Origin of the sequence: Polynucleobacter sp., from assembly GCF_040400325.1 — a bacterium.
In the GTDB taxonomy this organism is placed as follows: Bacteria; Pseudomonadota; Gammaproteobacteria; order Burkholderiales; family Burkholderiaceae; genus Polynucleobacter.
The window spans coordinates 1-25,062 of the sequence record NZ_JBBAQK010000009.1 but is presented as its reverse complement, the minus strand read 5'-3'; the positions used below and the strand labels follow the sequence as shown (position 1 = coordinate 25,062).

The window sequence follows — 25,062 nt, the reverse complement described above, 5'->3', positions numbered from 1 at the left end:
AGAAAAGGACTCATTTTGAACAGCAATATGTTTCAAAAAATCGGTGTGTGGCTCATTGTGGGCTTGGTACTTTTTACTGTTTTCAAACAGTTTGATAAACCAAGGGAACAAACTGTTGTCACGTACTCCCAATTTATGGATGATGCCAAGGCTGGCAAAGTAAAACGTGTCGATGTACAAGGGCGCACATTGCAAGTAACACCAGCTGACGGTAATAAGTATTCTATTATTACACCGGGAGATATTTGGATGGTGGGCGACCTGATGAAGTATGGTGTTCAGGTAACCGGCAAGGCCGATGATGAACCTAACCTACTAGTTTCTGCTTTATATTATCTTGGCCCTACCTTGCTAATCATAGGCTTTTGGTTTTTCATGATGCGTCAGATGCAAGGTGGCGGTAAGGGTGGAGCATTCTCCTTCGGTAAATCTAAGGCGCGCCTGATTGATGAGAACAGCAATACCGTGACCTTCGCTGATGTTGCCGGCTGCGATGAAGCTAAAGAAGAAGTATTTGAGATTGTCGATTTCCTGAGAGATCCGCAAAAGTTCCAAAAATTAGGTGGTCGAATTCCGCATGGTGTTTTACTTGTAGGTCCTCCAGGAACTGGTAAGACTTTGCTAGCGCGTGCCATTGCAGGCGAAGCAAAAGTACCATTTTTCTCAATTTCTGGTTCAGACTTCGTGGAGATGTTTGTTGGTGTTGGTGCTTCACGCGTACGCGATATGTTTGAGAACGCCAAGAAAAATTCTCCCTGCATTATCTTTATTGACGAGATAGATGCGGTCGGGCGTCACCGCGGTGCTGGTATGGGCGGCGGTAACGATGAGCGCGAACAAACTCTTAATCAAATGTTGGTTGAGATGGATGGTTTTGAAAGCAATAGTGGCGTGATTGTGGTTGCGGCAACTAACCGTTCTGATGTTTTAGATCGTGCCTTATTACGTCCAGGACGTTTCGATCGTCAGGTCCATGTAGGCTTACCAGATATCCGGGGTCGTGAGCAAATCTTGCAAGTGCATATGCGAAAAGTTCCGATTGATCCTGATGTCAATGCTGCTGTATTGGCGCGTGGTACCCCTGGTTTCTCTGGTGCTGATTTAGCAAACCTGGTAAATGAGTCTGCTTTGTTTGCAGCACGTCGTGGCAAACGTGCAGTCGATATGAAAGACTTTGAAGACGCTAAAGATAAGATCTATATGGGTCCTGAGCGCAAGTCGGCTGTAATGCGTGAAGAAGAACGTCGTAACACAGCATATCACGAGTCTGGACATGCTGTGGTTGCCAAGGTCTTACCTAAGGCTGACCCAGTCCACAAAGTCACTATCATGCCGCGCGGTATGGCATTAGGCGTCACATGGCAGTTACCGGAGTTTGATCGTGTCAACTTGTATAAAGATCGCATGATGGAAGAATTGGCGATTTTATTCGGTGGCCGTGCTGCTGAAGAAGTATTCTTGCACTCGATGAGTACTGGTGCATCCAACGACTTTGAGCGTGCTACTAAAATGGCGCGTGACATGGTAACGCGTTACGGTATGAGTGATAGTTTGGGCACTATGGTCTACGTTGATACAGAGTCTGAGAGTATTTTTGGTCGTAACAGCACAAAAACAGTTTCTGAATTGACTCAACAAAAAGTAGATGCTGAGATCCGTGCGCTAGTTGATAGCCAGTACGCGTTAGCAAGATCTATTCTTGAGCAAAACCGTGACAAAGTAGAAGCGATGGTTGCTGCATTGCTTGAGTGGGAAACCCTTGATGCTGAGCAGATTACTGACATCATGGAAGGTCGTCCACCTCGTGCCCCTAAGCCGCCGACTGCAACCCAGTTTGGTAACTCTGCTGGAACGCCTGGTCCTGCACCAGGTGCCGCTCCAGCGACTGCTTAATTATTTCTCTGAAAATAGTTAGGTGATGAGGCAATTAATGCCCGCAACATGGCGTTGCGGGCATTTTCTTTTTGATTTCACGAGACGCAAGAAACCCCTAGTGATGGGAATTCTGAACGCTACACCAGATTCATTTTCTGATGGTGGAATGTTTAGAACAGTTGCTGATGCCATCGCTCAGGCTGAACTCATGGTGAAGTCTGGGGTAGATCTGATTGATATTGGTGGTGAATCTACCAGGCCCGGTGCAAAACCAGTATCACTACAGGAAGAGCTTGACCGAGTACTACCGGTCATTGAAGCCTTAAAAGGCTATGGTATTCCTCTCTCAATTGATACGTATAAAGCAGAGACGATGCGCCAAGCATTACGCTCTGGCGTTGATTGTGTCAATGATATTTGGGCTCTAAGGCAGGATGATGCAGTTGCCGCCGTATTAGAGAGCAAGGACTGTGGCATTGTCTTAATGCACATGCAAAGAGATCCTCTAACAATGCAATTTGATCCAGAATATCAAGATGTGATTGCTGAGGTTTCTCAGTTTTTAGATGAGCGCACCAAATTACTGATTCAAAATGGCATTAGCACAGATCGCATTGCAATTGATCCAGGCTTTGGTTTCGGAAAAAGTTTTGAACACAATATCAATATGTTGTCTCATTTTGAATCTTTTACTACTCTGGGCTACCCCTTATTGGCCGGAATTTCCAGAAAATCGATGCTCGGCAAAATTACCGGAAAAGATACCCATGAGCGAATGGCGCCAAGTGTTGCAGCCGCAATCATGGCGGCAGATCGGGGTGCTCAAATCGTACGAGTACACGATGTAGCTGAGACAGTTGATGCTTTAAAGCTTTGGGAAGCCTTGCAAGACTAGTCTTAAAACGCCTAAGTCTTAATATTAGGCATTATTCGCCTCGGTTTTATAATGAAATTCATGAAAAAACAATACTTTGGTACCGATGGCATTCGCGGTGAAGTGGGGCAATTTCCCATTGTTCCGGAGTTTATGACGCGCTTAGGTTATGCCGCTGGCAAAGTCTTAACTAAAGATGTCAAGCCTAGTGAGCGCTGCAAGGTATTAATTGGAAAAGATACTCGTATTTCTGGATATTTATTAGAAGCTGCTCTTGAAGCAGGATTTGCCGCTGCTGGTGTGGATGTGATGTTATGTGGCCCAATGCCAACCCCCGGTGTTGCTTATCTGACGAAAGCCTTACGTTTGACTGCAGGCGTCGTCATTTCTGCCTCACACAATCCGTATCAAGATAATGGTATTAAATTCTTCTCAGCAAATGGCGATAAGTTATCCGATGATTTTGAATTTGCGATTGAGGCAGAATTAGATAAACCAATGGGCTGTGTTAGTTCAAAAGAGCTTGGCAAAGCCTACCGTTTAGATGATGCAGCAGAGCGCTATATTGAATTTTGCAAATCCACTTTTCCAGGTGATCTCAATCTTAAAGGTTTAAAGTTGGTGGTAGATTGTGCTAATGGTGCTGCCTATCACACTGCCCCTTTTGTATTTCATGAGCTTGGCGCAGAAGTGATTTCGATCGGCGTTCATCCGGATGGCCGCAATATTAATGAAGGATGCGGCGCTACAGCACCACAAGCCCTCATTGCTAAGGTCAAAGAAGTAAAAGCAGATCTGGGTATTGCTTTAGATGGTGATGCTGATCGCCTGCAAATGGTTGACGCAACAGGTAGATTATTTAATGGTGATGAGTTGTTATATGTTCTAGCAAAAGATCGCTTAGATCGGGGTCAGAAGTTAGGTGGCGTTGTTGGTACCTTGATGACAAACTTGGCTGTTGAGAATGCAATTAAAGCTCTCAACATTGGCTTTGAACGAGCTAATGTCGGAGATCGTTATGTGCTTGAGCTTTTAAAGCAAAAAGATTGGCTCATCGGGGGTGAGGGCTCTGGTCATCTTCTTTGCCTAGATCATCATTCCACTGGGGACGGTACGATTGCCGCTTTACAGGTTTTAGCTGCTATGAGTCATACTAAGAAAAGTCTTCCCCAATTACTGGAGGGTATCAACACATTCCCTCAAGTACTACTAAATGTTCGTTATAAATTAGGCTATGACTGGAAATCAGACGAGAAGCTTGCGCAGCAAATTGCTAAAGTGGAGTCAGACCTCAAAGGTTTTGGGAGGGTGTTAATTAGGGCATCAGGCACCGAACCATTAGTTAGGGTGATGGTTGAAACTCAAGATGCAGATATCGCCATGAGCGCAGCTAAAAGTATTAGCCGATTAATCCCGGTTGCTTAGCTATATTTTTATCTAATGCTGTAATGGTGCTTTAAGGCTTTGGCCGGCGCCTATTTTCTTGCAACATTATTGGAGTAAAGCTGAAAGGTTGCTCTGCTCCGGGATTAATCTCAATTTCTACTGCCTGCACTTGATTTGCTCCCATCACTTCAAGTCTGATGACATTTTCAAGTACTTGCTTTTGATCAGCCGTTCTGAGTGGTTGGTCAATGATGAGGCGGTGACTGTCGCCATGAATCAATAAAATAGGCTTCTTAAATTCCTCTGCACTCTTACTTAACAGCTGAAGAGTGTCACGAAAGCCGCTCTCGGGGTCAGTTGCTTGTTTTGGCGTGTAGAACATGTCCGCCTGGTAGGCAAAAATGATTCCCTCATAATTTTTGCTAGTGGCGGTTTGAAATGCCTCTTGAATCCAGCTTAAATTGGCTTGATTTCTTTCGTAGTACTCCTCTCTGGAGCGATCATCACGCTCAAAATTATTATTAGATCCCGTAATGTGTAAATTAACGAATAAAAATTGATTTTTGACCCAAAATGAATTTTCAATAAACTTTCTATAACGAGGATCAGTGTCAGCTTGCCTGGTTAACGGAATTCTTTTCTGACCTAAGCTATATTGAGTTTGAAAAAATGTACGTCGTAAGTTATGTAAACGTTCAATTGGATCATAAGCATCAGCTGAGAGTCTATGGCAATCCGTCCATTCATTATCACCAGGGCTATAAATTAATGGAGATTTGAACTGATTAAAGTAATTCTGGACGATGAGGTTGTAATCATCAGAACATGGCGTTGAACCAGATTTTGTATCGCCAACAAAAATTGCAAAAGTTGGATTCAGATTGTTGATGCGCTGAATTAGTCTTTCATATCTGGCATAGTCATCAGGTATGTTGTAGGGCATATCACCAAGCGCAATAAATTTGAAGCTTTGCGCCGTAGCACTACTAGCAATGGTAATGAATATTGCTACAAATACACTTTTAAGGCAGTGAGATTTCATTTGTATAAGGAGGGTGCGGGAACTTCTCTAAATTCTTTAATTTCAATTTCACCAAATATATAGGACTCTGAGCTAATTTCTTTCCAATCTAAGTCTAAAAAAACATCAACATAATTTTTGGAGTATTTTTTTGTGTCTCCATAAAAGATATCACTCAATTCATTTTGCTCATCTTCACAGATATTTTCCGAGAAGTAGATGACCTTTTCACCCTCATAAACTTCACCTATTGAGCCACCAGGAATATCTTGTATGCAAATACCAAGATTCGGATCATAACTAGACCCAAATGATGGCTTTAATCTAGTTAATACTGAGCCTAGTTTCCATACTGTTCCACATTTAATTTCCATCATATTTTTTTGAAATATTTGTCGCTCAACTATAGAGCCCATTCTAGTGGAATAATTTGATAGCGCATTTTTACTCCATCAGAAATAAATTGAACTAATTGTCTAAAAAAATCCCCAAGCGAACTTGGGGATAAGAACTGCAAGGGAGTTACACATAGGACAACACTTGAATACTGATGCAGTTCTATTACGGTTTGATGAATTCTGTGAAGACCTCAATCAGACGCCATCAATTCATAAAAAATACGGATTTCATTTAAATAGAATTTCTATTTAAATATTTAGTTAATTTATAAGCCCATGATTTTATTGATTATTTTATCGGTAATCAAGGTGTCATCAAATCGTCACAGTCAAAACCCATCATTGCGGAATCTTTTCTAGAATCCCTCTTAAATTAAGGAACTATCAAATGAAATCTCTGTTTAAAAGTGTTCTCGCAGTTGGCGTCATTACTTTTTGCTCATTCAGCGTTTGCAATTGACATCACTGGTGCTGGTGCAACATTCCCATACCCAATCTATGCAAAATGGGCTGAAGCTTACAAAGCTAAGACAGGTACAAACTTTAATTACCAATCTATTGGTTCTTCCGGCGGTATCAAGCAAATTAAAGTAAAGACAGTTGATTTTGGTGCTACAGATGCGCCTGTAAAATTTGAAGATTTAGAAAAAGATGGCATGGTTCAATTCCCGGCCATTATTGGTGGCGTAGTAGCAGTGATTAACGTTGATGGTCTTAAACCAGGCGATATCAAGCTGGATGGCCCAACATTAGCGGATATTTTCCAAGGGATTATTACTGATTGGGGCGATATGCGTATTGCAATTATGAACCCAGGCGTAAAAATTCCTACTGGGCCAATTACTGTAGTGCATCGTGCCGATGGTTCAGGTACAACAGCAATCTTTACTGATTATTTAGCCAAAACCAGTACTTTATGGAAAGATGCCGTTGGTGCTGGTGCTGCTGTTAAATGGCCTGCAGTTTCATCAGTTGGCGGTAAAGGTAACGAAGGTGTTGCAGCCAATGTCTCACGCGTGAAGAACTCTATAGGTTATGTTGAGTACGCTTATGCCAAGAAAAACAAGATGATAACTATTTCTATGAAGAATAGGGATGGTAACTATGTCATGCCTGATGAATTAACTTTTGCTGCTGCAGCTGCTGGTACAGATTGGGCGAAAATTCCAGGTATGGGCACCTATATCACTAATGCACCTGGCGCTAAGTCATGGCCAATCACTGGTGCATCATTTATCTTGATGTACAAGGACCCAGAGAAAAAAGCCAACTCTGCAGAAGTGTTGAAATTCTTCGACTTTGCTTTTAAAGAAGGTAAAAAGATGGCAGATGATTTAGATTATGTACCAATGCCTGATGCAACCACCGATTTCATTCGTAAAAGCGTTTGGTCAAAAGTTGCTACTAAGTAATTTCCAATTGCTTGAAGATTTAATCTCAACACTGAAACAGCCCCACTCTAGGCGGGGCTGTTTCAATATTTATTTAAGCTTAATATGATTGAAATAACTCAGTCGCACTCAGCGCCAACGCCTCAGGCCCTGCGGGTTGCCAAGTTACAGGGTATACAAGATTTCTTATTTCATGCAGTGACACAGTTTTTTTCTTTATCAGTGCTTATTGCGCTGGTTGGTATCATCATTTCGCTTATGATTAATGCTTGGCCAGCTCTTGATAAATTTGGAGTTGGTTTCTTCTTTACTAAAGAGTGGGATATTCTTAACGGTGAGTTTGGTGGATTAATCGCCATCTACGGAACTATTGTTACCTCTTTAATTGCTTTGTTAATTGCCGTGCCTCTGAGCTTTGGTATTGCAGTATTTTTAACTGAGCTATGTCCGAATGCATTGCGCAGACCACTAGGCACTGCTGTGGAGTTATTGGCAGCAGTACCATCTATTATTTATGGAATGTTTGGTCTATTTATCTTTGCACCTATTTTCGCCGACTATATTCAACCTGCATTGGCAGGCACTTTAGGACAAATTCCCGGCCTCGGGATCTTATTTTCTGGAGCCTTAAATGGAATTGGTATTCTTTGTGCCGGGTTGATTTTGGCAATGATGATTTTGCCCTTTATTGCATCAGTTATGCGTGATGTTTTTGAAATTGTTCCGCCTGTTCTGAAAGAGTCTGCTTATGGCATTGGCTGCACTACTTGGGAAGTTGTTAAAAATGTTGTTTTACCATATACCAAGGCAGGTGTAATTGGCGGCATCATGTTGGGTTTAGGCAGGGCACTTGGTGAAACGATGGCAGTTACTTTTGTAATCGGCAACGCCCATCGACTATCTGCATCTTTATTTGCTCCTGGTAATTCAATTGTATCTACATTGGCAAATGAGTTTGGTGAAGCTGAGCTAGGACCACATTACTCTTCCCTGTTTGCGCTTGGTCTTGCGCTATTCATGATTACATTCCTAGTCTTGGCTATTGCTAAGTGGATGCTCCTGAGTATGGAGAAAAAGCAAGGACTTAAAACATGATCGGTCTATCAAATATCAATCCGGCAATTTTTGCCCGACGCAAGCTCACCAATAAGATTGGCCTAGTCCTTTCTAGTCTGGCTATGGTGTTGGGCATGACTTTCCTTTTGTGGATTTTGAGTATTCTATTTATTAAGGGATTCTCTTCCATCAACCTAGATGTGTTTCTGCATAGTACGCCTGCACCAGGATCTGAAGGGGGCGGTTTAGCCAATGCAATTGTAGGTAGCCTCATGATTGTGGGTAGCTGCACCTTAATCAGCACTCCAATTGGCGTGCTAGCTGGCTTATACCTCTCAGAATATGGTGACAGAAGTAAGGTTGCTGCTGTTACTCGTTTTGTGACGGACATCATGCTTTCAGCACCATCTATTGTGATAGGCCTCTTCGTGTATGCCTTAGTAGTTGCTCAAGTACGTCACTTCTCTGGCTGGGCTGGAACGATTGCATTAGCTTTAATTGCAATCCCTGTTGTAGTTAGAACAACTGAGAATATGTTACGACTTGTCCCGGGAAGCTTACGCGAAGCTGCTTATGCATTAGGTGCACCGAAGTGGAAGGTTGCATTCATGATTACCTTACGCGCAGCTAAAAGTGGTGTTATTACAGGCATTTTATTGGCCCTAGCACGTATTAGTGGAGAAACTGCACCGTTATTATTTACAGCATTAAACAATCAATTTTTCTCTACTAATATGAATGCACCAATGGCGAACTTGCCGGTGGTTATTTTCCAATTTGCGATGAGCCCCTATGATAACTGGGTTGATTTGGCCTGGGCTGCAGCACTATTAATTACATTTGCCGTACTTGGCTTAAATATTTTGGCCCGTGTGGTATTCCGTGAGAAGGTCCAAGGATGATGAGTAATATGAAAACTATGTTTGACTTAAATAGAGTTGATAGTCAAGGGGGCAAGATGGATGAAGTAAACACACTATCGGATCAAAAGGCAATGAATGCGATTGAAGTTAGAGATCTCAATTTCTTTTATGGTTCATTTCAAGGTCTAAAAGATATTAATCTCGATATAGAACAGGGTAAGGTAACTGCATTTATTGGACCTTCAGGTTGCGGTAAATCGACACTTTTACGAACTCTTAACCGAATGTATGACTTGTATCCTGGGCAGCGTGCGGAAGGTAAGATCAATTTCTATGGGCAAAATATTCTAGAACCTGGTCAAGATTTAAATTTGCTGCGTTCCCGAATTGGTATGGTTTTTCAAAAACCGACTCCGTTCCCAATGTCAATTTATGAAAATATTGCCTTTGGTGCCCGTTTATACGAAAAGCTTTCTCGTTCTGAAATGGATGAAAGAGTAGAATGGGCTCTAAATAAGGCGGCCTTATGGAATGAGGCAAAGGACAAGCTTAACCAAAGCGGCTTATCTCTCTCAGGTGGCCAACAACAACGGCTTTGCATTGCTAGAGCAGTAGCGGTAAAGCCTTCGGTAATTTTGCTCGATGAGCCAACCTCGGCTTTAGATCCGATTTCTACTGGTAAGATTGAAGAGTTGATTAATGAACTTAAGACTGAATACACCATTGCAATTGTGACGCACAATATGCAACAGGCTGCTCGAGTTTCTGACTATACCGCCTATATGTACTTAGGCGTTTTGGTGGAGTATGGTAAACTGATGCAATCTTTATCAAACCTAAGCGCAAAGAAACAGAAGATTACATTACCGGTCGCTTTGGTTAATTGGAGACATTAAATGCCAGACAAACACCTATCCTCGCAATTTGACGCAGATCTAAATTCACTCTCAAGTCGTTTACTTGAGATGGGTGGCCTGGTTGAGTCTCAAATATCTACTGCAATGCGTGCGTTCACTCAAATGGACCTTGATACATGCAATATTGTTATAGAGAATGAAAAGTTAGTAAATGATCTTGAAATTCAAATTGATCTAGCTTGTATTGAAGTCATTGCCCGTCGACAACCAACCGCTCGAGATTTGCGTTTGGTGATGGCAGTATCGAAGGCGATTACCAATTTAGAGCGGGCAGGTGACGAGGCGGAGCGTGTTGCCAAGAGAACCAAACGTTTAATAGAGTCTGCAGAGCCATACAACATTAACGTCGCAGAGATACGTTTATCAGGTCAAATGGCGATTACCCTACTAAGACGCAGTTTAGATGCTTTCGCAAGACTTGACACTATAGCAGCCGCTGAGGTTGTTGCTGAAGACCGTCAGATTGATGAAGAATTTAGAGGATTTGTTAGAAAGCTCATGACTTATATGTCTGAGGACCCACATATAATCAGTGCTGGTTTGGATATGCTGACAATTGCCAAGGCCATTGAACGTATTGGTGACCACGCTAAGAATATTGCCGAATTTGTTATTTATATAGCAAAGGGTTCCGATGTTCGTCATATTCCTCACGAAGATTTGGCACGCGAAGCTAATAAACCTTAACTTTATTGACCAAAATGACTCACCACATACTGATTGTTGAAGATGAGCCATCCATTGCAGAGTTAATTGCTATCAATTTATCTCATGCAGGCTATGAAGTAGAAAGGGCTATGCAAACCGATATTGCATTTGCCTTAATGAAGGATCGTCTTCCAAATCTACTGATCTTAGACTGGATGCTACCAGGAAAATCAGGCGTTCAATTTGCCAAAGAATTGCGTGCAAATGATCGAACGAGGGGATTGCCTATATTAATGCTGACAGCTAAAAGCGAAGAATCCGATAAGGTATTAGGTTTAGATTCTGGCGCAGATGATTATGTTACTAAGCCATTCTCACCCAAGGAACTGATAGCAAGAGTGAAGGCATTACTTCGTAGGCAAACTCCGATCGAAGATACTGGGCCCTTATCAGTTGGCCCCCTTAAATTGGATCCTAGTTCTCATCGCGTTTTTGCAATATCGTCCAATATTGATCCTCAGCCGATTTCTTTAGGCCCTACTGAATATAGACTTCTTCAGTTTTTTATGGCTAATCCAGAAAGAGTGCATTCACGTACTGGCTTATTGGATAATGTTTGGGGTAATGAGGTTTATATCGAAGAGCGAACAGTTGATGTTCATATCAAGCGATTGAGAGCCGCTTTAGCCCCTTTAGATTGCGATAGGTACATTGAAACAGTAAGGGGAAGCGGTTACCGTATTACAAAGACCCCGACGCAGACCTAATTCATAACTGTCGTTGTATCCCTGAGTTTTTCAGTGGCCTCGTAAAGATGGTCTAATATTGCATTCATGGTCGCTGCTTTATACCGCTTTTTTTTCATAGTATGCCTAGCAATCATTGCTGCATACATTGCCCTTCATTTATTTGGGTCTGATTGGGCTATTTTTACTTCAGCTGCGATCCTATCGATACCCCTAGTCTATTCCTACATCAATCTTACCCGCCTAAAAAAGTTGATTCAGACTGATTCAGTTGAGAATATTTCCCTTCCGAGCGGCTATTGGGAGGAGATCTATTTTGGATTACACCGACTTATTAAAGGTCTGAAACAAAAAATACGGATTATTGAACAACAACATGATCACTTCATAGAGGCATTCCAAGCATCGCCAAATGGAATTGTCATGCTAGATGAAAACGATCAAATTGAATGGTGTAACAGTATTGCCGAGCGATTCTTTGGTCTTAACTTTAAGCGCGATGCATTGCAGAGAATTCATTTTCTGATAAGACGGCCTGAATTTATTCAATATTTTGTTAAGCGTAATTTTGAAGAACCATTACTTCTTGAGCGCATGGGCTCAAGTAGCAGTCTTAGCCTCATGTTGCAGGCTTTCCCATTTGGTCAAAAAAGACATATATTATTGATACAAAATATTACTGATCTACAAAAAGCAGATGCAATGCGCAGAGATTTTGTTGCCAATGTATCGCATGAGATGAGAACGCCTATTACCGTACTCATGGGATTTCTCGAAACAGTTCAGTCTTTACATTTATCAAAAGAACAACAAGATCAGTATTTTGAGATGATGATGTCGCAGGCTCAAAGAATGAAGACCCTTGTAGAAGATTTGCTGACCTTAGCCAATCTTGAATCAAATGCACTTCCAGCCGCCACAAATGAGTTACAAATTAATACCTTGATGGCCTTAGTCAGAAACGATGCTGAAGCGCTTTCTCAAGGAAAACATTCCTTTACTTATGGCGCTGAATCTAGTCAAAATATTTTGGGGGATGAAAGGGAGGTATTGTCGGCATTTAGTAATTTAGTATCTAATGCGATACGCTACACCCCAGACCTTGGCGCAATCAATGTGAAATGGTCTGTAAATCAAGAAGGTCAGGGTGAATTTTCTGTATCCGATACTGGACCAGGTATTGCTCCAGAGCATTTATCCCGACTTACGGAGAGATTTTATAGAGTGGATCGAAGCCGATCGCGTGAAACGGGAGGTACCGGTTTAGGTTTGGCAATTGTTAAACATATTGCTAGTCGCCACCAGGCTCAATTACTCATCGAAAGTACACCTGGCATAGGGAGCACTTTCACATTACAATTTCCCATGGAGCGCTTAAGTACTTCTTAATTGCTCCTTCTTTTTCTTCTTCTTTTTCTTCGATTCTTTAGGTAATTTATCGAGTTTGCCGTTGGCGTAAAGGCACCATACCTTTATTTCTTCGCAAAGTTCTACAAGATCATCATGCGAGAGACTCTTAAGATCGACAAGACCAATACTGCTAGTTTCTTGCAATTGTTTTACGGCATCTTCGTACTGATATTTGCTCATAGCCAAACAATCCTATTAATAAAGAAACTTATTGTATCAAATTTGTATGACAAACCCTATTTTTGACGAATTTACTGTTTTAGTCGAAATTCCCTACTATTTAACTCAATTATGGCTTCAATCAATCTAATACGGACAACAATCAGGGGTTTTTCAGGGGTTCTATCTTCGCGAATTTGATGAGAAAATTGAAAGTCTGATAGCTATCACTTATGGACATTTTTGCTTCCTGGCTCCTATGAGTAACGAGTACTAGAAGGTGACATATCTTTGTAATATTTTCAGTGCAAAATCTCAACGTGAAAAATTTGGCATATGCTCAGCATTCAACTATTACCTGTCCACACTGTCAGGGGACAGAGATATTAGAGCTGCCAAGAGGCGCGTCACAGCATCTATTTCAATGTAGAGTGTGTAACGCAATTTTGAAGCCCAAATCGGGGGATTGCTGCATATTCTGTAGTTTTGGTGATCTCGACTGCTCAAGTGCTGAACAGAATTTAGCTGCTTAACTGATTTCTTGGAAGTTAATGCATTAAATTCGTTAATATGTCAAAAATTTACATATTGCAGACATAATGAATCAGCATTTTCACATTCAGGATAAATTTTGTTAGATCAACCACTGGATTCAGTTTTTACATCATCTGACTTAGTAGCAGCAGTGGATTTGGGTTCCAATAGCTTTCGCCTACTGGTTGCACAAACAGTCAGTACTTCGTCTGGTACCCAGTTGCGCCCCATTGATACCTTGCGAGAATCAGTTCGATTAGCAGCAGGGTTAACGGATACAAAGCTATTGGATGAGGAGGCTTACCAGCGCGGTTTATCGGCCATCAGACGCTTTGGAGAACGTATACGTGGATTCGACCCTTCCCATGTTCGCGCTGTCGCTACGAACACTCTTAGGGTTGCTAAAAACGCTCAAAAATTTGTTCTTGATGCACAAGAAGCTCTCGGTTTTCCAATTGAGGTGATTGCTGGCGTTGAGGAGGCTCGCTTAATTTATATTGGTGCCGCTCATGAGGTGCCGGCTGTTCAGGGCAATAGATTAGTAGTCGATATTGGTGGAGGATCAACAGAATTCATCATCGGCAAAGGCTATGAACCTAAATTGATGGAAAGTCTTTATATTGGCTGCGTTTCCCATAGTTTGCGATTCTTTCCAAGAGGCAATATAGATAGCCATGCATTTAAAGAGGCAGAGTTAGCAGCCAGACGCGAGATACAGGTTATTTCTGGGGCATATCTTAAAAGTGGTTGGAAGCAGGTCATTGGATCCTCTGGAACAGCTCGTGCATTAGCAGAGCTCATTTCCCAAAATGAATTTAATGGGAATGGTGATGGATTAACCATGGGTCGTGTCAATGGCTCCAGTGGGCTGATCACTCGTGAAGGCCTCAAATCCCTTAAAAAACATTTACTGAAATATGAGCATATCAGTCAGGTTCAATTACTCGGTCTAAAAGATGATAGAAGGGCTGTATGGCCTGGGGGACTGGCTATTATGTTAGCCGTATTCGATGAGCTCGGAATTGAGTCCATGGAAGTGACTGATGCAGCTCTTCGTGTAGGTGTTTTATATGATTTATTAGGCAGGTCACAACACCACGATATGCGCTACGTCACTGTAGAGCAATTTATGCAGCGCTATGCAGTAGATCGAGAACAGGCAACACGCGTAGGAAAACTTGCCGCTGATTTTTTAGCGCAGCTACCTAAACCAGATGTTGAAAATCGATCCGACAATATTGCACTCTTACAGTGGGCAGCTAATCTTCACGAGATTGGACTCTCTATTTCTCATAATGGATATCACAAGCATTCTGCCTATATTGCAGGTAATGCAGATATGCCAGGGTTTTCAAAAAATGATCAAGCTAGATTAGCGGCTTTATTGATAGGTCACACCGGAAAATTAGGAAAACTTTCCCATAATGCAAGCTTCAATGATTGGCGGATGCTTTTTTGCCTGCGATTAGCCCAAGTGTTATGTCGTGGACGTAATGATGTGGATATGCCAAGTGTTAAGGTTTCTGAGTATGGTGGATCTTATTTAGTCAGCCTATCAAAAGAATGGGCCGAAGAGCACCCATTGACTGAATTTAGTTTACAAAAAGAAGCAGTCGAATGGGAAAGAATTGGCCACTCGTACAAGCTTAGTTTAAAGTAAGTTAAAGATTAAAAAAGTGCTTTGCATATCTGGGATTAATTTCAGAAAGACGTAGCATGGTGAGTAAATCTGCTGTATTAAAGTCAGGGTCCCATGCAGGAGCGCTACAAATTTTAGCTCCCAGCTTCAGGTAGCCTTTAATCAAGGGAGGCGCCTCTACTTCTAATCCACCGTTGAGCTTATCTAAAGGAAGCGGCAAGCGCGGGAATGCATGAAACTCAGTTGGGGCCATTTGTTCGTTATTTAATGAGTTATATAGGCTTGCTGCAAAATGCCCGCCATCTGCCATTGGGATACTAGCGCAACCGAGCATGATTTCGTATCCATTTTTTTGCATATACTGGGCTAAGCCACTCCATAGCGCCATGATGACAGCGCCAGAACGATAGTCTTTGTGCACACATGATCTTCCAAGCTCTACTAATTTTGGTCTTAAATGATTTAAACGTGTTAGATCAAACTCTGAGTCTGAGTATAGGCGTCCAATTTCTAGTGCTTTATGAGGTGGGAGTACGCGATAAGTACCCACAACTTTTAAGCTATCCTGGTCGCGTATCAACAAGTGATCGCAATAGGCATCGAATTCATCAATATCCAGGCCTTCAAGGTTTTGTGAAAGATTGGCGCCCAATTCTTCTGCAAAGACCTTATAGCGCAAACGTTGCGCCTCCTTAATTTCAGCAGCATTAGAAGCCCAGCTAATCAGAAATGCTGCTTTTTTAGGCTTTACATGAACCGAAGGCTTGATATAGGAAATTTCTTCCAGTGTGGATAGTTGCTCACGGGCTTTAGTTGCAAATTTTTTGCCAAATAATTTTTTGGTTAATTTCTTAGAGAGTTTTTTAAGCGCTGCTGATTTTGAGCCTTTTAGTATCCGCTCTTTCTTGATCTTAAAGATTTCAAAAGCGCCAATTGGGTTCGGTAAGTCTGACATATTTAACCTTTATTAGATTACATGAATGTTATGTGTGACTTGTTACATTTTTAAGACAATAGGAATGCAAATGGCGGACCATATTAAGACTGCAATGACGAGTGCTAGCATCACAGCAGCTGATCCAAAATCCTTTGCCCGTTTAGACAAATCATGATGTTCGAATGAGATACGATCAATTGCCGCCTCAACACTAGAATTCAGTAACTCCACTACCAGCACCATTACGAGAGAAGAGATTAATAAGGATTTCTCCAGGTAATCAATTGGTAAAAACAAGGCAACTGGGGTAAGTAGTATCAATAAAGTTAATTCCTGCCTAAAAGCACTTTCTTCCACAAATGCATATACCAAACCACACCATGAATTTTTGGCCGCATGCCATGCTCGAGTAAACCCTTTATTTCCCTTATGGGGATTTTGATTAATATGGTATTTTGAGTTCACAGAGTTCTGTACCTTAGGCAAGGGCAGTTATATGAACATCGGTAGTAGCTACTGGCTTTAGGTGGTTTGCAAATTGCTCTGAGGCAGCTCGCCATGAAAACTTTTCAGCATGAGCTCTGGCTACTTCGCGAGGAATTTTTAATGCCTGCATACAGGCTTCTTTTAAGTCTTCATGCATTGCCCCTGCAGAAGAATTGCCCAAAACATCAATCGGGCCGGTTACAGGGTAAGCGGCAACAGGTGTGCCACAGGCCATTGCTTCGAGCAGTACTAGGCCAAATGTATCTGTTTTACTTGGGAACACAAATACATCAGCTGCTGCATAGACCTTCGCTAACTCGTGTTGCTGTAAGACGCCAAGATAATTAATATCAGGATACTTTTCCTTTATCCCAGACATTGCTGGACCATCACCAACTACCCATTTAGATCCAGGCAAATCTAATTCTAAAAAAGCATTGATATTTTTCTCTATAGCAACTCTTCCTACGTAAAGAAAAATGGGGTGGGCTGTATTTAAAGATTTGGATTCTTGCATCTTAAAAATATCCAGATCCACCCCTCTTGACCATAAAACAACATTGTGCAAGCCATATTTTTCTAAATCATCTTTCACAACAATGGTTGGTGCCATGACAGCCATTGAGGGCTTATGAAACCAGCGAATAAATGCATAGGTGATTGCAAGTGGAATTCCTGTCCGAGCTTTGACATATTCAGGAAAACGAGTGTGATAAGCAGTTGAAAAAGGTATTTTATTTTTGACTGCATAAGAGCGAGCCGATAAACCTAAAGGACCTTCAGTAGCGATATGCATCGCATCAGGTGCAAATTCCTTAATTTTTCGGGCTACTTCTTTACCAGGGAAAAGAGAGAGCGCAATATCGGGATAGGTTGGGCAGGGAATGGACTTAAAACCATTTGGGGTAATCATTTCTACTTCATGACCCATAGCGATTAATTCAGCACGAGTTTGCTTTAAGGTTCTCACAACACCATTGACTTGTGGATCCCATGCATCGGTAATGATCATTATTTTCATAAAGCAGCCTCTTTTATAAGTGCTTCAACAGCGGGTTGGTATGTGATTTCCGGAGTTTCAACTGGCTCACCTTTAATATGGGGCCAATGAATAATTTTGAGCTCTCCCGTATGAGTCTCAACTAAAGCTGTAAGGCTTTCGACCCAATCACCATCATTGCAGTAGATCAGACCATCAATTACACGGATCTCGGCTTTATGGATGTGGCCACAGACAACGCCATCACAACCTCGGAGTCGGGCCTCTCTGGCCATAATGTGCTCAAAATCAGCAATGTAACTGACCGCATTTTTGACTTGATGCTTTAGGTACTGAGAGAGGGACCAGTACTGCAAGCCCATCTTCACCCTGATCATATTAAAATGACGATTAACGAATAGGATAAATGTGTAGAGCGTATCTCCAACATAAGCTAACCATTTGGCATATTGCATTACCCCATCGAACAAATCGCCATGAGTCACCCAGAGCCTTTTGCCATCAGCAGTAATGTGAATGACTTCTTCTACGACCCTAATGTCACCAAAGGAAAGTCCAAAAAATTGACGGGCACTTTCATCATGATTTCCTGGTACATAAATCACTTCAGTCCCCTTACGCGCCTTACGTAAGAGTTTTTGCACTACATCGTTATGTGATTGTGGCCAATAAAATGACTTTTTCAGTCTCCAACCATCAATAATGTCTCCGACAAGATAAAACTTATCAGCTTCATTATGTTTTAGAAAATCGAGGAGGTAATTTGCCTGACACCCTGATGTTCCTAGGTGCACGTCTGAAATCCAGATAGCTCTGTAATGGATCATGAATTAGTATTAAGCCAATTCAATATGTAATCATCATGACAGTTTTATGGCAGTTTTATGACTATCGATACAATCTCAGTTATGTTCTATATTTCACAGCAAGATGAATATCCAATCTATCAAGCTCTCTAAAACAAGCTCATATCCGAGCCTTTTTGTCTATTGGTGCCTCACCTGTACACATATCTTTTATGGGGTTTTCATTTTAGTTTTTGTTTTTCCTTCATCTAGCATCAAAAATAAGCATGCCCTTATACAAAAATGGTCTCTTAGGCTTTTAAAAATTATGGGTGTTCAGTTAAAGGTAATCAATCCATCAATATTACCGATTTCCTCGTATTTATTGGTATCTAACCATATTTCATGGTTAGATATTCACGCAATCAATGCATTCAAACCAATTCGCTTTGTAGCCAAGTCAGAGGTAGAAAGCTGGCCTATTTTTGGTTGGATGGCAAAACAATTGGGCACTGTTTTTATTCAGCGAGGTAATTCAAGAAATGCAGCTCAGGTGGTAAATAATATGGCACATATTCTTCAGAGTGATTCTATTTGTATATTTCCAGAAGGGACATCGACAGAGGGGCGTAGCGTTAAGCCATTTAAAACAAACCTGTTTGAATCAGTAGTGATTAGTAAAGTACCGGTATACACCGTTGCCATTCAATATTTTGATCAAAATACGGGTTTATATTCAGAAGTAGCTGCTTTTATTGGGGACATGGGGCTTTTAGAGTCAATTGCTAAAATATTGAGGCACCATCATTTGCGCGTAGATCTCACTTTTATTGGCCCATCTGAGGCTGATCCAACATTCTTGAGTGATCGAAAATGGCTTGCATTGCACAGCCAAGAGCAGATTTCTGTAATCTTAGGCCCCAAATAAATATAGTAATAAATCTGCCATATCTGTAAGTTAAAATCCAATAATAGAAATTAATATGAGTACAAAGCATAAAGAAATGGCTGAGTGGTACCGCCGTGCACAAGAAGAAATTCTGGATAGCATGGACGAGGAGCTCGAGATGGAGCTCGATGATGATCGCCTTTCTCAAGATGGCGATAGTGACTCTCAGATACCTCGAAATGTTTATTTCAAAGAATTGTTTCGTCTGCAGGCAGAGCTAGTGAAGCTGCAAGATTGGGTTGTTGCTAATAAATTAAAGGTGGCTGTTCTTTTTGAGGGCCGTGATTCTGCTGGTAAGGGGGGCGCTATTAAGCGCATTACTCAGCGCTTAAATCCACGTGTTTGTAAGGTGGTTGCACTGCCTGCACCTAATGAACGTGAGAAAACCCAATGGTATTTTCAGCGCTATATCTCTCAGCTTCCAGCTGGTGGTGAAATTGTTTTATTTGATCGAAGCTGGTACAACCGAGCTGGTGTTGAAAAGGTGATGGGCTTTTGCACCACCGAAGAATATGAGGAGTTTTTAAGAACGGTACCAGATCTAGAGCGCATGATGATTAACTCGGGAATTATCTTAATTAAGTATTGGTTCTCAATCTCAGATGATGAGCAATACAACCGTTTTATGCTGCGTATTCATGATCCGCTAAAGCAGTGGAAGCTCAGCCCTATGGATCTAGAGGCACGTCGCTTATGGGAGGCCTATACCAAAGCTAAAGAGACGATGCTCGAGCGTACGCATATCCCAGAAGCGCCATGGTGGGTTGTTGCAGCGAATGATAAAAAGAAGGCCCGACTTAACTGCATCACGCACTTGTTGAGCCAAATACCTTATCAAGAAATTGATCATCCAATGATTACATTACCGGCGCGCGTCCATAATCCAGATTATTTACGCGGTCCGGTACCCCAGCAAATGTATGTGCCTGAAGTGTATTAATTAAAAAGTAGCTCTTAAGCCCACCATAAAACTACGTCCTGGTTGAGGTGCATAGAGTCTCACAGCCATTGGTGTTGTGGCATACCGAATTTGATCATTTAGAAGATTCTTCAGGTTCATATACACAGTCCAATTAACGGCCTTAATTTTCTCTGTATAGGAGATTCCTGCATTTAATAAGTTATAGCTTGGTGCAGGGCCCTGTTCCCAATCTGCCAATCTATTTTGTTGAAAGCTGTAGATGTAAGTTGCATTTGCTAGCCAACCATTACGCTGGTGGGCAATCTCAGCGCCAAGACGTGGAGCTGGTTGAAGCGGCAAATTACCGCCAGCATCAAAAGTTCCCTGTGAGGCATCGCCAAAGATCCTCCCACCAACTCCATGCTGCCTCCAGTTATAAGTAAGCTCTGCTTCAACCCCTTTAATTGTGGCCGAAGCTTGTTGAGCTACTACAACTGAAAAGTCTTCCGCATCAGGAACCGATTGGCCAGAGTAATAACCATATATATAGTTATTAAAGCGATTGGCATAGACGCTAGCTTTACCACCCAATAAGCCGCTAGTCTTTTGTATATTGAACTCGAGGTTATGCGAAGTTTCCTTATTGAGGTTGGGATTGCCAATATCAAAGGTTGCTGTCGATTCATGCGCGCCATATGAGTAGAGCTCTTGTGCACTAGGCGCTCGTTGAGACACTGTATAGGCTATACCGGCACTATGACCTTGCATAAAGTTCCATAAGCCACCAGCAGAATAGGACATCAAATTAAAGTTCCGGTTTTGCAGTGCGATACTTGGGGTATCGCCACCTGTATTCATTTCCTGTGGAACTAATTCAGTGCCTAAGTTAGGATTCTGCGCAACATTGTTATAGCGCAAACCAAGATTGCCTTGCAGGGAATTCCATTTGCCTTCTTCAATCCAAAATAATGCACTCGAATTGGTTTTAGTAGGTGGAACAATTGCGTAACTTGCTGTTCCAACTTCAGTAGCATTTAAAGAAGAGGCTGTAACTTGTGCACCAAAGGTACCTTTCCAACCAACAATAGGTTTGTGGGCTAACTCAATGCGTGCTTCATTTGCAATATTCTTCCACTGGGAAGCTGCTTCACCCTGGTTATTAAATTCAGTATGGTTATAGTTTGTATTTGCGGCACTGAATTTAAAAGAGGTAAATCCTGAAAATGGATCGCGCGTTTGATGTTGTAAATCATAGCGATTCTGTGATTGATTAATCGATCCACCTTCGGGTGTTGGAATTCCATAATTATTATTCAAGCGTTCAACTGATGCACCGGTGTATCCAGACTTACCAATATAAGATGCCCCAAAACCAAAATTATTTTGGTTGCTAAATGTATTGGGAAGCTTGCCGGTGTAATTAGTCGCCTCGGCACCTGCGGGTGGTACTGTCCAGCCACCAGGCGTCTGAACTGAGCCACCAGGAATAGTGTAGTTATTAGCATTATTAATAGCGGTATCTAGGTGGACTGCCACTGAGCCAAAAGCACTATCGACTTGCAGTGCCCCAGCTCTTCCGTTATTCACGGTTTCATAACTAGTGTTGATTGCCCCGGTTGGACGGTCTGGAAGATTAGTCAAGATGCGGTCATTTACCACATTGACTAAGCCACCACTTGAGCCTGAACCATAGAGTAGAGCTGCGGCACCGCGCAAGATTTCGATTTGGCGGGCATTTTGCATATTGTTGCCAACAGCATGATCTTGGGAGATATTGGATACATCGCCTACAGATAGACCATTTTGCAAAATTTGTACACGTGGACCCTCAAGACCACGAATTACTGGACGAGATGAGCCGGCACCATAACCTGTTGCAGACACCCCCAATTCATTGGCTAAAGTGGCGCCGAGTGTACTGCCTAATTTATTGAGAAGTTCATCGCCTTGCAGTATTTTATTTGGCGTCAAAATACTTTGCAAAGATTCTTGTGATCCTGTTGCTGTTACCTCGAGTGAAGGTTGCGATTGGGCTACTGCGCCTGTACTAATGAGACCTGATACAAGAATGTAGATAAGCTTATGCGCAGCTACGGGCTGGCTAGTCGGATACATTTTATTCTTTCTTTCAAATACTCGCATTCACTTGGAATGGCGAAAATAATCAGATCACCAAACAAATAGTTTGGTGAATTAAGAAGATTTACAGAATGAAAGAGGGTGGGGCTCTAGATTGGTAAAGCCCAACATGAATACGCTCAGACCTCGATTGATCAGACGTATTTAGTGCTTGGCTTTCAGGCTTGTTGCTTATAAAAATACTGAGATCGGAAGCAATGAATCCAGCAAGGGTTAATGCATCTAGTAAGTGGCAGCTAGCCGAACCATGCTTCGAGTCGGAGCTATGATCTTGGCAGCTTATTTCAGCACTATGGCTATCAATGCCCGAGTGGGCAATGTTGTGAGTAAAGCCAATCCAGTGAGTGCCAATTAAGCTAGCTAGTAGAAAACTCAGGGCAATTAACCCCCGGAATCGTTTACTATTGTTGCTTAAAAATGAGGCGCTCATGCGCTGTATCTTACAGTATTTGCCCCTCAGTGCCTTCTCAGTGTAGAATGTTTGTTCCGTCGGAGTGTAGCGCAGCCTGGTAGCGCACCTGCTTTGGGAGCAGGGGGTCCAAGGTTCGAATCCTTGTACTCCGACCATTTTCTCTATTTAGCCATAAACTAATACCAGCATATTCTGCCCATAGCTCAGCTGGATAGAGCAACGCCCTTCTAAGGCGTAGGTCGCACGTTCGAATCGTGCTGGGCAGACCAAATTTCATATCGGTTCATATAAAAGTAGGCTGGTTGATTGTGGTCTATTGACTCAATCTTGGGTCTACTTGGCCGGCGTTGGGTTCACCTTAGTCTAGCGTGGTGGATCCAGTTAACTATCGGCAACTCAGAGGAAATTTGACTCTGGCCATCGGGTGTCGGTTTGACCCGACCTGGAGGTGTCCGGTTACGTGACGGTTAGGCGTCTCTTCTAGGGTGGCTTGCTGACGTTAAATTTGAGTAATTTGTGGTGGCTGGGTGGCGGAGAACGGTCTATGGTGCAGAGGATTGTTCATCGCTTTGTCAGTCGATATCGTTTAAAACGACAAATCAATACTCTGCGTGGATTCTGAATGAAAAGATATTCACTGGTCCACGAGCGGCGTTATAGGCTGGATTTTGAATATGCTGAAAGTTCACTCCAGCAAATACATTTTTAATCACTGTAGCGTTGTAGTAAATCTCCGCTATCTGTTCAGGTTTGTAGGTGATGGTTTGCCCAGTACCAGCATAATCGCCAATAAAAAACGAAACACCGCCAGCTTGAAGGTACTGTTGGCGGGCGCTGGATAATCCGTTGCGCATTAAAGATACTCCCAAAGTATCTGCTGGTCTAGACCATGATGTTCCATTAATACCAGCGCCAACAGAAACAGAATTATCAGCCTCAGCAAACGCCATTGTTTCTGTTTGTCCATCGGATTTGAAGGCTCGCATATAAACACCAGCATCTTTAGTGATTGCTTGCTCAGCATTAATACCAAAGCCAGTTTTAAATTGCTCATTGGTACGAACATTATTAATTGCTTGAGTGCCTTGAGCATTATTCTGTATGACGTAATTGGTCGCATCAGCAAAGCGAGCAAGCACCATTTTGTTGCGATACGCTAGAACGCTGACTTTTCCTGGTAAATCAGCTATCGAGTGTCCACGCTCAACTTCAATCTGATCGCCGTAGTGCTTCATGATGTTCCAATCGACAGGCAATCCATTTGGATCTCTTGGAGTGGTCATTCGTGAGGCACGCATTACCCAATTTTCTAAATACCATTCACCAGCTAAGCCCCAGCCATAACCTCTGCTATCTGCGGCATAGTCATATGCCAGGTAGGTTAAGTTACCCCAGTTCATAAATTGTGTTCTTGGGTCTTTAGCGTAGCGACTATCGTCAAAAATATCTAATGTAGAGAATTGACCAGCGGTCACTACTACACGATTACTGCTAACAGTTTGCGATATCTGATTGGCTTCATCTTCGAGATAAATCTTCTCGCCATCTTGATTGATAGTTGATCGTAAAAAAGCACGAGCAGAGTAAAACTTTGCTTGTGATCCTGCGGCTTTATTTGCCTCGCCGTTACTCAAACCGCCCAAGCCAACTAATCCTGAAAATGGAACCCCAGAGAATACTTCGGGGTTGAAGTAGATATCTGTATTAGGCGCAACTCTGGCGCCCAAGAAAAGTGTTCCAGACCACGTATAACTTAGAGAATGGTCATTCTTCAAACTATTTGGACCGCTATATTGAGCATTAAAGTTTGGATAGCGTTGGTTGATATAGGTTGTTTGAGCATGCCAATTCACTGGCATTCCAAAAATATCAAACTCAGTAGGGATTGGCTTATATCCCTCCATTGCTTCTGATGCTTCGTGAATCGCTGATTCTGGGCGATAGCCTTCTACCCGCTGAGCAATAGTAGAGAAGGAGGCAATTAATAGGAGGGCTGTCAAGAACAGGCGCATCAAGAAACACTCAAAACATAGAAGTCATTACTTTATGACAACTTTGTGAAAGTTCTGTGAATTTAAGACTTCAAGCCCTGTCTAAACTATATCTTCAGAGATGTGATCGTTTGGAAAAAAATATGAAGAACCAGTTGCGCTTAGCTACAGTCATTTGTTCTTTGAAGTAGGTGCCCCAATTAGGCGGACTAAGTTGTAGGTTCACTTCTTGAACTGCTGTCAATTTAGGTCCACTACCAAAGAGAGTATTTCTATAGTAAATCATTGCAGCAACATGGGTTGATTTTGTATTATTTGGGGTACTTGGGTTTGGGGTGCTGGAGGTCTGTAACCTAAAGCGCTATGCGGCCTGACATGGTTGTAATGCTTAACCCACTCCCCCACGATGATCTGGGCCTCTTTTAGGCTATAAAAGATCTCCCCATCTAAAAGGTTGTCCCTAAAAGTGCCGTTAAAGCTTTCACAAAAGCCATTTTCCCAAGGGCTACCGGGTTCAATGTAAGCGGTTTTGACACCAATGCCAG

The 25,062-nt window shown here is 42.2% G+C and carries 24 protein-coding genes, 2 tRNA genes and 1 pseudogene; 16 read left to right on the top strand and 11 right to left on the bottom strand.

Annotation, left to right across the window (positions count from 1 at the left end; translation table 11 throughout):
- The first annotated feature begins 15 nt into the window (after window positions 1-15).
- From ftsH to glmM, 3 genes are read left to right on the top strand one after another with little or no spacing between them, the layout of a single operon-like run.
- Window positions 16-1,893, top strand: coding sequence for an ATP-dependent zinc metalloprotease FtsH (ftsH, locus tag ABWP14_RS07980; protein ID WP_353202444.1), 1,878 nt, complete (start codon window positions 16-18; stop codon window positions 1,891-1,893).
- Window positions 1,894-1,930: 37 nt separating this feature from the next.
- A complete protein-coding gene (gene folP, locus ABWP14_RS07975; RefSeq protein WP_353202443.1) occupies window positions 1,931-2,770 on the top strand; it encodes a dihydropteroate synthase in 840 nt (279 codons plus the stop codon).
- A 60-nt stretch (window positions 2,771-2,830) separates the two neighbouring features.
- On the top strand, window positions 2,831-4,174 hold the full coding sequence (gene glmM / locus ABWP14_RS07970) for a phosphoglucosamine mutase (protein WP_353202442.1): 1,344 nt from the start codon (window positions 2,831-2,833) through the stop codon (window positions 4,172-4,174).
- A 31-nt stretch (window positions 4,175-4,205) separates the two neighbouring features.
- Here glmM and ABWP14_RS07965 read toward each other — a convergent pair whose 3' ends face one another.
- Together ABWP14_RS07965 and ABWP14_RS07960 are read right to left on the bottom strand one after the other, a co-directional pair.
- The gene (locus ABWP14_RS07965) at window positions 4,206-5,177 is read right to left on the bottom strand and encodes a hypothetical protein (RefSeq protein WP_353202441.1); all 972 of its coding nucleotides are present in this window, start codon (window positions 5,175-5,177) and stop codon (window positions 4,206-4,208) included.
- Window positions 5,174-5,572 (bottom strand): hypothetical protein, encoded by a 399-nt coding sequence (locus ABWP14_RS07960; protein ID WP_353202440.1) that lies wholly within the window; start codon window positions 5,570-5,572, stop codon window positions 5,174-5,176. The genes ABWP14_RS07965 and ABWP14_RS07960 overlap by 4 nt, the downstream gene beginning before the upstream one ends.
- Window positions 5,573-5,973: 401 nt before the next feature.
- On the opposite strand from ABWP14_RS07960, the gene pstS reads away from it, so the two are divergent.
- The 7 genes and pseudogenes from pstS to phoR all read left to right on the top strand — a co-directional run bounded on the left by pstS (window position 5,974) and on the right by phoR (window position 12,564).
- Window positions 5,974-6,966 (top strand): phosphate ABC transporter substrate-binding protein PstS, encoded by a 993-nt coding sequence (pstS, locus tag ABWP14_RS07955; RefSeq protein ID WP_353202439.1) that lies wholly within the window; start codon window positions 5,974-5,976, stop codon window positions 6,964-6,966.
- Window positions 6,967-7,050: 84 nt separating this feature from the next.
- Complete coding sequence (gene pstC / locus ABWP14_RS07950) at window positions 7,051-8,040, top strand: phosphate ABC transporter permease subunit PstC (RefSeq protein WP_353202438.1); 990 nt, start codon at window positions 7,051-7,053, stop codon at window positions 8,038-8,040.
- Window positions 8,037-8,903 carry a phosphate ABC transporter permease PstA gene (pstA, locus tag ABWP14_RS07945; protein ID WP_049805592.1) on the top strand — a complete coding sequence of 289 codons (867 nt, stop codon included), beginning with the start codon at window positions 8,037-8,039 and terminating at the stop codon, window positions 8,901-8,903. The genes pstC and pstA overlap by 4 nt, the downstream gene beginning before the upstream one ends.
- A gap of 56 nt (window positions 8,904-8,959) precedes the next feature.
- A pseudogene (gene pstB, locus ABWP14_RS07940) lies at window positions 8,960-9,747 on the top strand (phosphate ABC transporter ATP-binding protein PstB).
- Window positions 9,748-9,760: 13 nt separating this feature from the next.
- On the top strand, window positions 9,761-10,468 hold the full coding sequence (gene phoU / locus ABWP14_RS07935) for a phosphate signaling complex protein PhoU (RefSeq protein WP_353202437.1): 708 nt from the start codon (window positions 9,761-9,763) through the stop codon (window positions 10,466-10,468).
- A gap of 14 nt (window positions 10,469-10,482) precedes the next feature.
- Window positions 10,483-11,196: a phosphate regulon transcriptional regulator PhoB gene (phoB, locus tag ABWP14_RS07930; protein WP_353202436.1), complete on the top strand. Its 714-nt coding sequence runs from the start codon at window positions 10,483-10,485 to the stop codon at window positions 11,194-11,196.
- A gap of 66 nt (window positions 11,197-11,262) precedes the next feature.
- A complete protein-coding gene (gene phoR, locus ABWP14_RS07925) occupies window positions 11,263-12,564 on the top strand; it encodes a phosphate regulon sensor histidine kinase PhoR (RefSeq protein ID WP_353202435.1) in 1,302 nt (433 codons plus the stop codon).
- Here the strand turns inward: phoR and ABWP14_RS07920 are convergent.
- Window positions 12,550-12,765, bottom strand: a complete 216-nt coding sequence (locus tag ABWP14_RS07920; RefSeq protein ID WP_353202434.1) for a hypothetical protein — start codon at window positions 12,763-12,765, stop codon at window positions 12,550-12,552. The two genes, phoR and ABWP14_RS07920, sit on opposite strands and share 15 nt — an antisense overlap.
- Before the next feature lie 284 nt (window positions 12,766-13,049).
- On the opposite strand from ABWP14_RS07920, the gene ABWP14_RS07915 reads away from it, so the two are divergent.
- A complete protein-coding gene (locus tag ABWP14_RS07915) occupies window positions 13,050-13,277 on the top strand; it encodes a GDCCVxC domain-containing (seleno)protein (protein WP_353202433.1) in 228 nt (75 codons plus the stop codon).
- 98 nt (window positions 13,278-13,375) lie between these two features.
- Window positions 13,376-14,938 (top strand): exopolyphosphatase, encoded by a 1,563-nt coding sequence (ppx, locus tag ABWP14_RS07910; RefSeq protein WP_353202432.1) that lies wholly within the window; start codon window positions 13,376-13,378, stop codon window positions 14,936-14,938.
- Window position 14,939: 1 nt separating this feature from the next.
- Here ppx and ABWP14_RS07905 read toward each other — a convergent pair whose 3' ends face one another.
- The 4 genes from ABWP14_RS07905 to ABWP14_RS07890 are packed head-to-tail and all read right to left on the bottom strand — an operon-like array spanning window position 14,940 to window position 18,167.
- Window positions 14,940-15,872, bottom strand: coding sequence for a GNAT family N-acetyltransferase (locus ABWP14_RS07905; protein ID WP_353202431.1), 933 nt, complete (start codon window positions 15,870-15,872; stop codon window positions 14,940-14,942).
- 42 nt (window positions 15,873-15,914) lie between these two features.
- Window positions 15,915-16,319 (bottom strand): diacylglycerol kinase, encoded by a 405-nt coding sequence (locus ABWP14_RS07900; protein WP_353202430.1) that lies wholly within the window; start codon window positions 16,317-16,319, stop codon window positions 15,915-15,917.
- Between the two features lie 13 nt (window positions 16,320-16,332).
- Entirely contained in the window at window positions 16,333-17,361 is a 1,029-nt protein-coding gene (locus ABWP14_RS07895; RefSeq protein ID WP_353202429.1) for a glycosyltransferase family 4 protein, read from the bottom strand.
- The gene (locus tag ABWP14_RS07890; RefSeq protein WP_353202428.1) at window positions 17,358-18,167 is read right to left on the bottom strand and encodes a UDP-2,3-diacylglucosamine diphosphatase; all 810 of its coding nucleotides are present in this window, start codon (window positions 18,165-18,167) and stop codon (window positions 17,358-17,360) included. The genes ABWP14_RS07895 and ABWP14_RS07890 overlap by 4 nt, the downstream gene beginning before the upstream one ends.
- A 286-nt stretch (window positions 18,168-18,453) precedes the next feature.
- On the opposite strand from ABWP14_RS07890, the gene ABWP14_RS07885 reads away from it, so the two are divergent.
- Window positions 18,454-19,053 (top strand): lysophospholipid acyltransferase family protein, encoded by a 600-nt coding sequence (locus ABWP14_RS07885; protein ID WP_353202427.1) that lies wholly within the window; start codon window positions 18,454-18,456, stop codon window positions 19,051-19,053.
- A gap of 55 nt (window positions 19,054-19,108) precedes the next feature.
- Window positions 19,109-20,014, top strand: a complete 906-nt coding sequence (ppk2, locus tag ABWP14_RS07880) for a polyphosphate kinase 2 (protein ID WP_353202426.1) — start codon at window positions 19,109-19,111, stop codon at window positions 20,012-20,014.
- Here ppk2 and ABWP14_RS07875 read toward each other — a convergent pair whose 3' ends face one another.
- Both ABWP14_RS07875 and ABWP14_RS07870 read right to left on the bottom strand, forming a co-directional pair.
- A complete protein-coding gene (locus ABWP14_RS07875) occupies window positions 20,015-22,090 on the bottom strand; it encodes a TonB-dependent receptor (RefSeq protein ID WP_353202425.1) in 2,076 nt (691 codons plus the stop codon).
- 88 nt (window positions 22,091-22,178) lie between these two features.
- Complete coding sequence (locus ABWP14_RS07870; protein ID WP_353202424.1) at window positions 22,179-22,544, bottom strand: hypothetical protein; 366 nt, start codon at window positions 22,542-22,544, stop codon at window positions 22,179-22,181.
- A gap of 60 nt (window positions 22,545-22,604) precedes the next feature.
- Between ABWP14_RS07870 and ABWP14_RS07865 the strand changes: the two genes are divergently transcribed.
- Together ABWP14_RS07865 and ABWP14_RS07860 are read left to right on the top strand one after the other, a co-directional pair.
- Window positions 22,605-22,681 (top strand) — tRNA-Pro (locus ABWP14_RS07865).
- 37 nt (window positions 22,682-22,718) lie between these two features.
- Window positions 22,719-22,795: transfer RNA gene (locus ABWP14_RS07860), tRNA-Arg, on the top strand.
- A 330-nt stretch (window positions 22,796-23,125) separates the two neighbouring features.
- On the opposite strand, the gene ABWP14_RS07855 is transcribed toward ABWP14_RS07860, so the two are convergent.
- Together ABWP14_RS07855 and ABWP14_RS07850 are read right to left on the bottom strand one after the other, a co-directional pair.
- Window positions 23,126-24,538 (bottom strand): carbohydrate porin, encoded by a 1,413-nt coding sequence (locus tag ABWP14_RS07855; RefSeq protein ID WP_353202423.1) that lies wholly within the window; start codon window positions 24,536-24,538, stop codon window positions 23,126-23,128.
- A 261-nt stretch (window positions 24,539-24,799) separates the two neighbouring features.
- The coding region (locus tag ABWP14_RS07850; RefSeq protein WP_353202422.1) for an integrase core domain-containing protein at window positions 24,800-25,062 on the bottom strand (263 nt) is incomplete at its 5' end.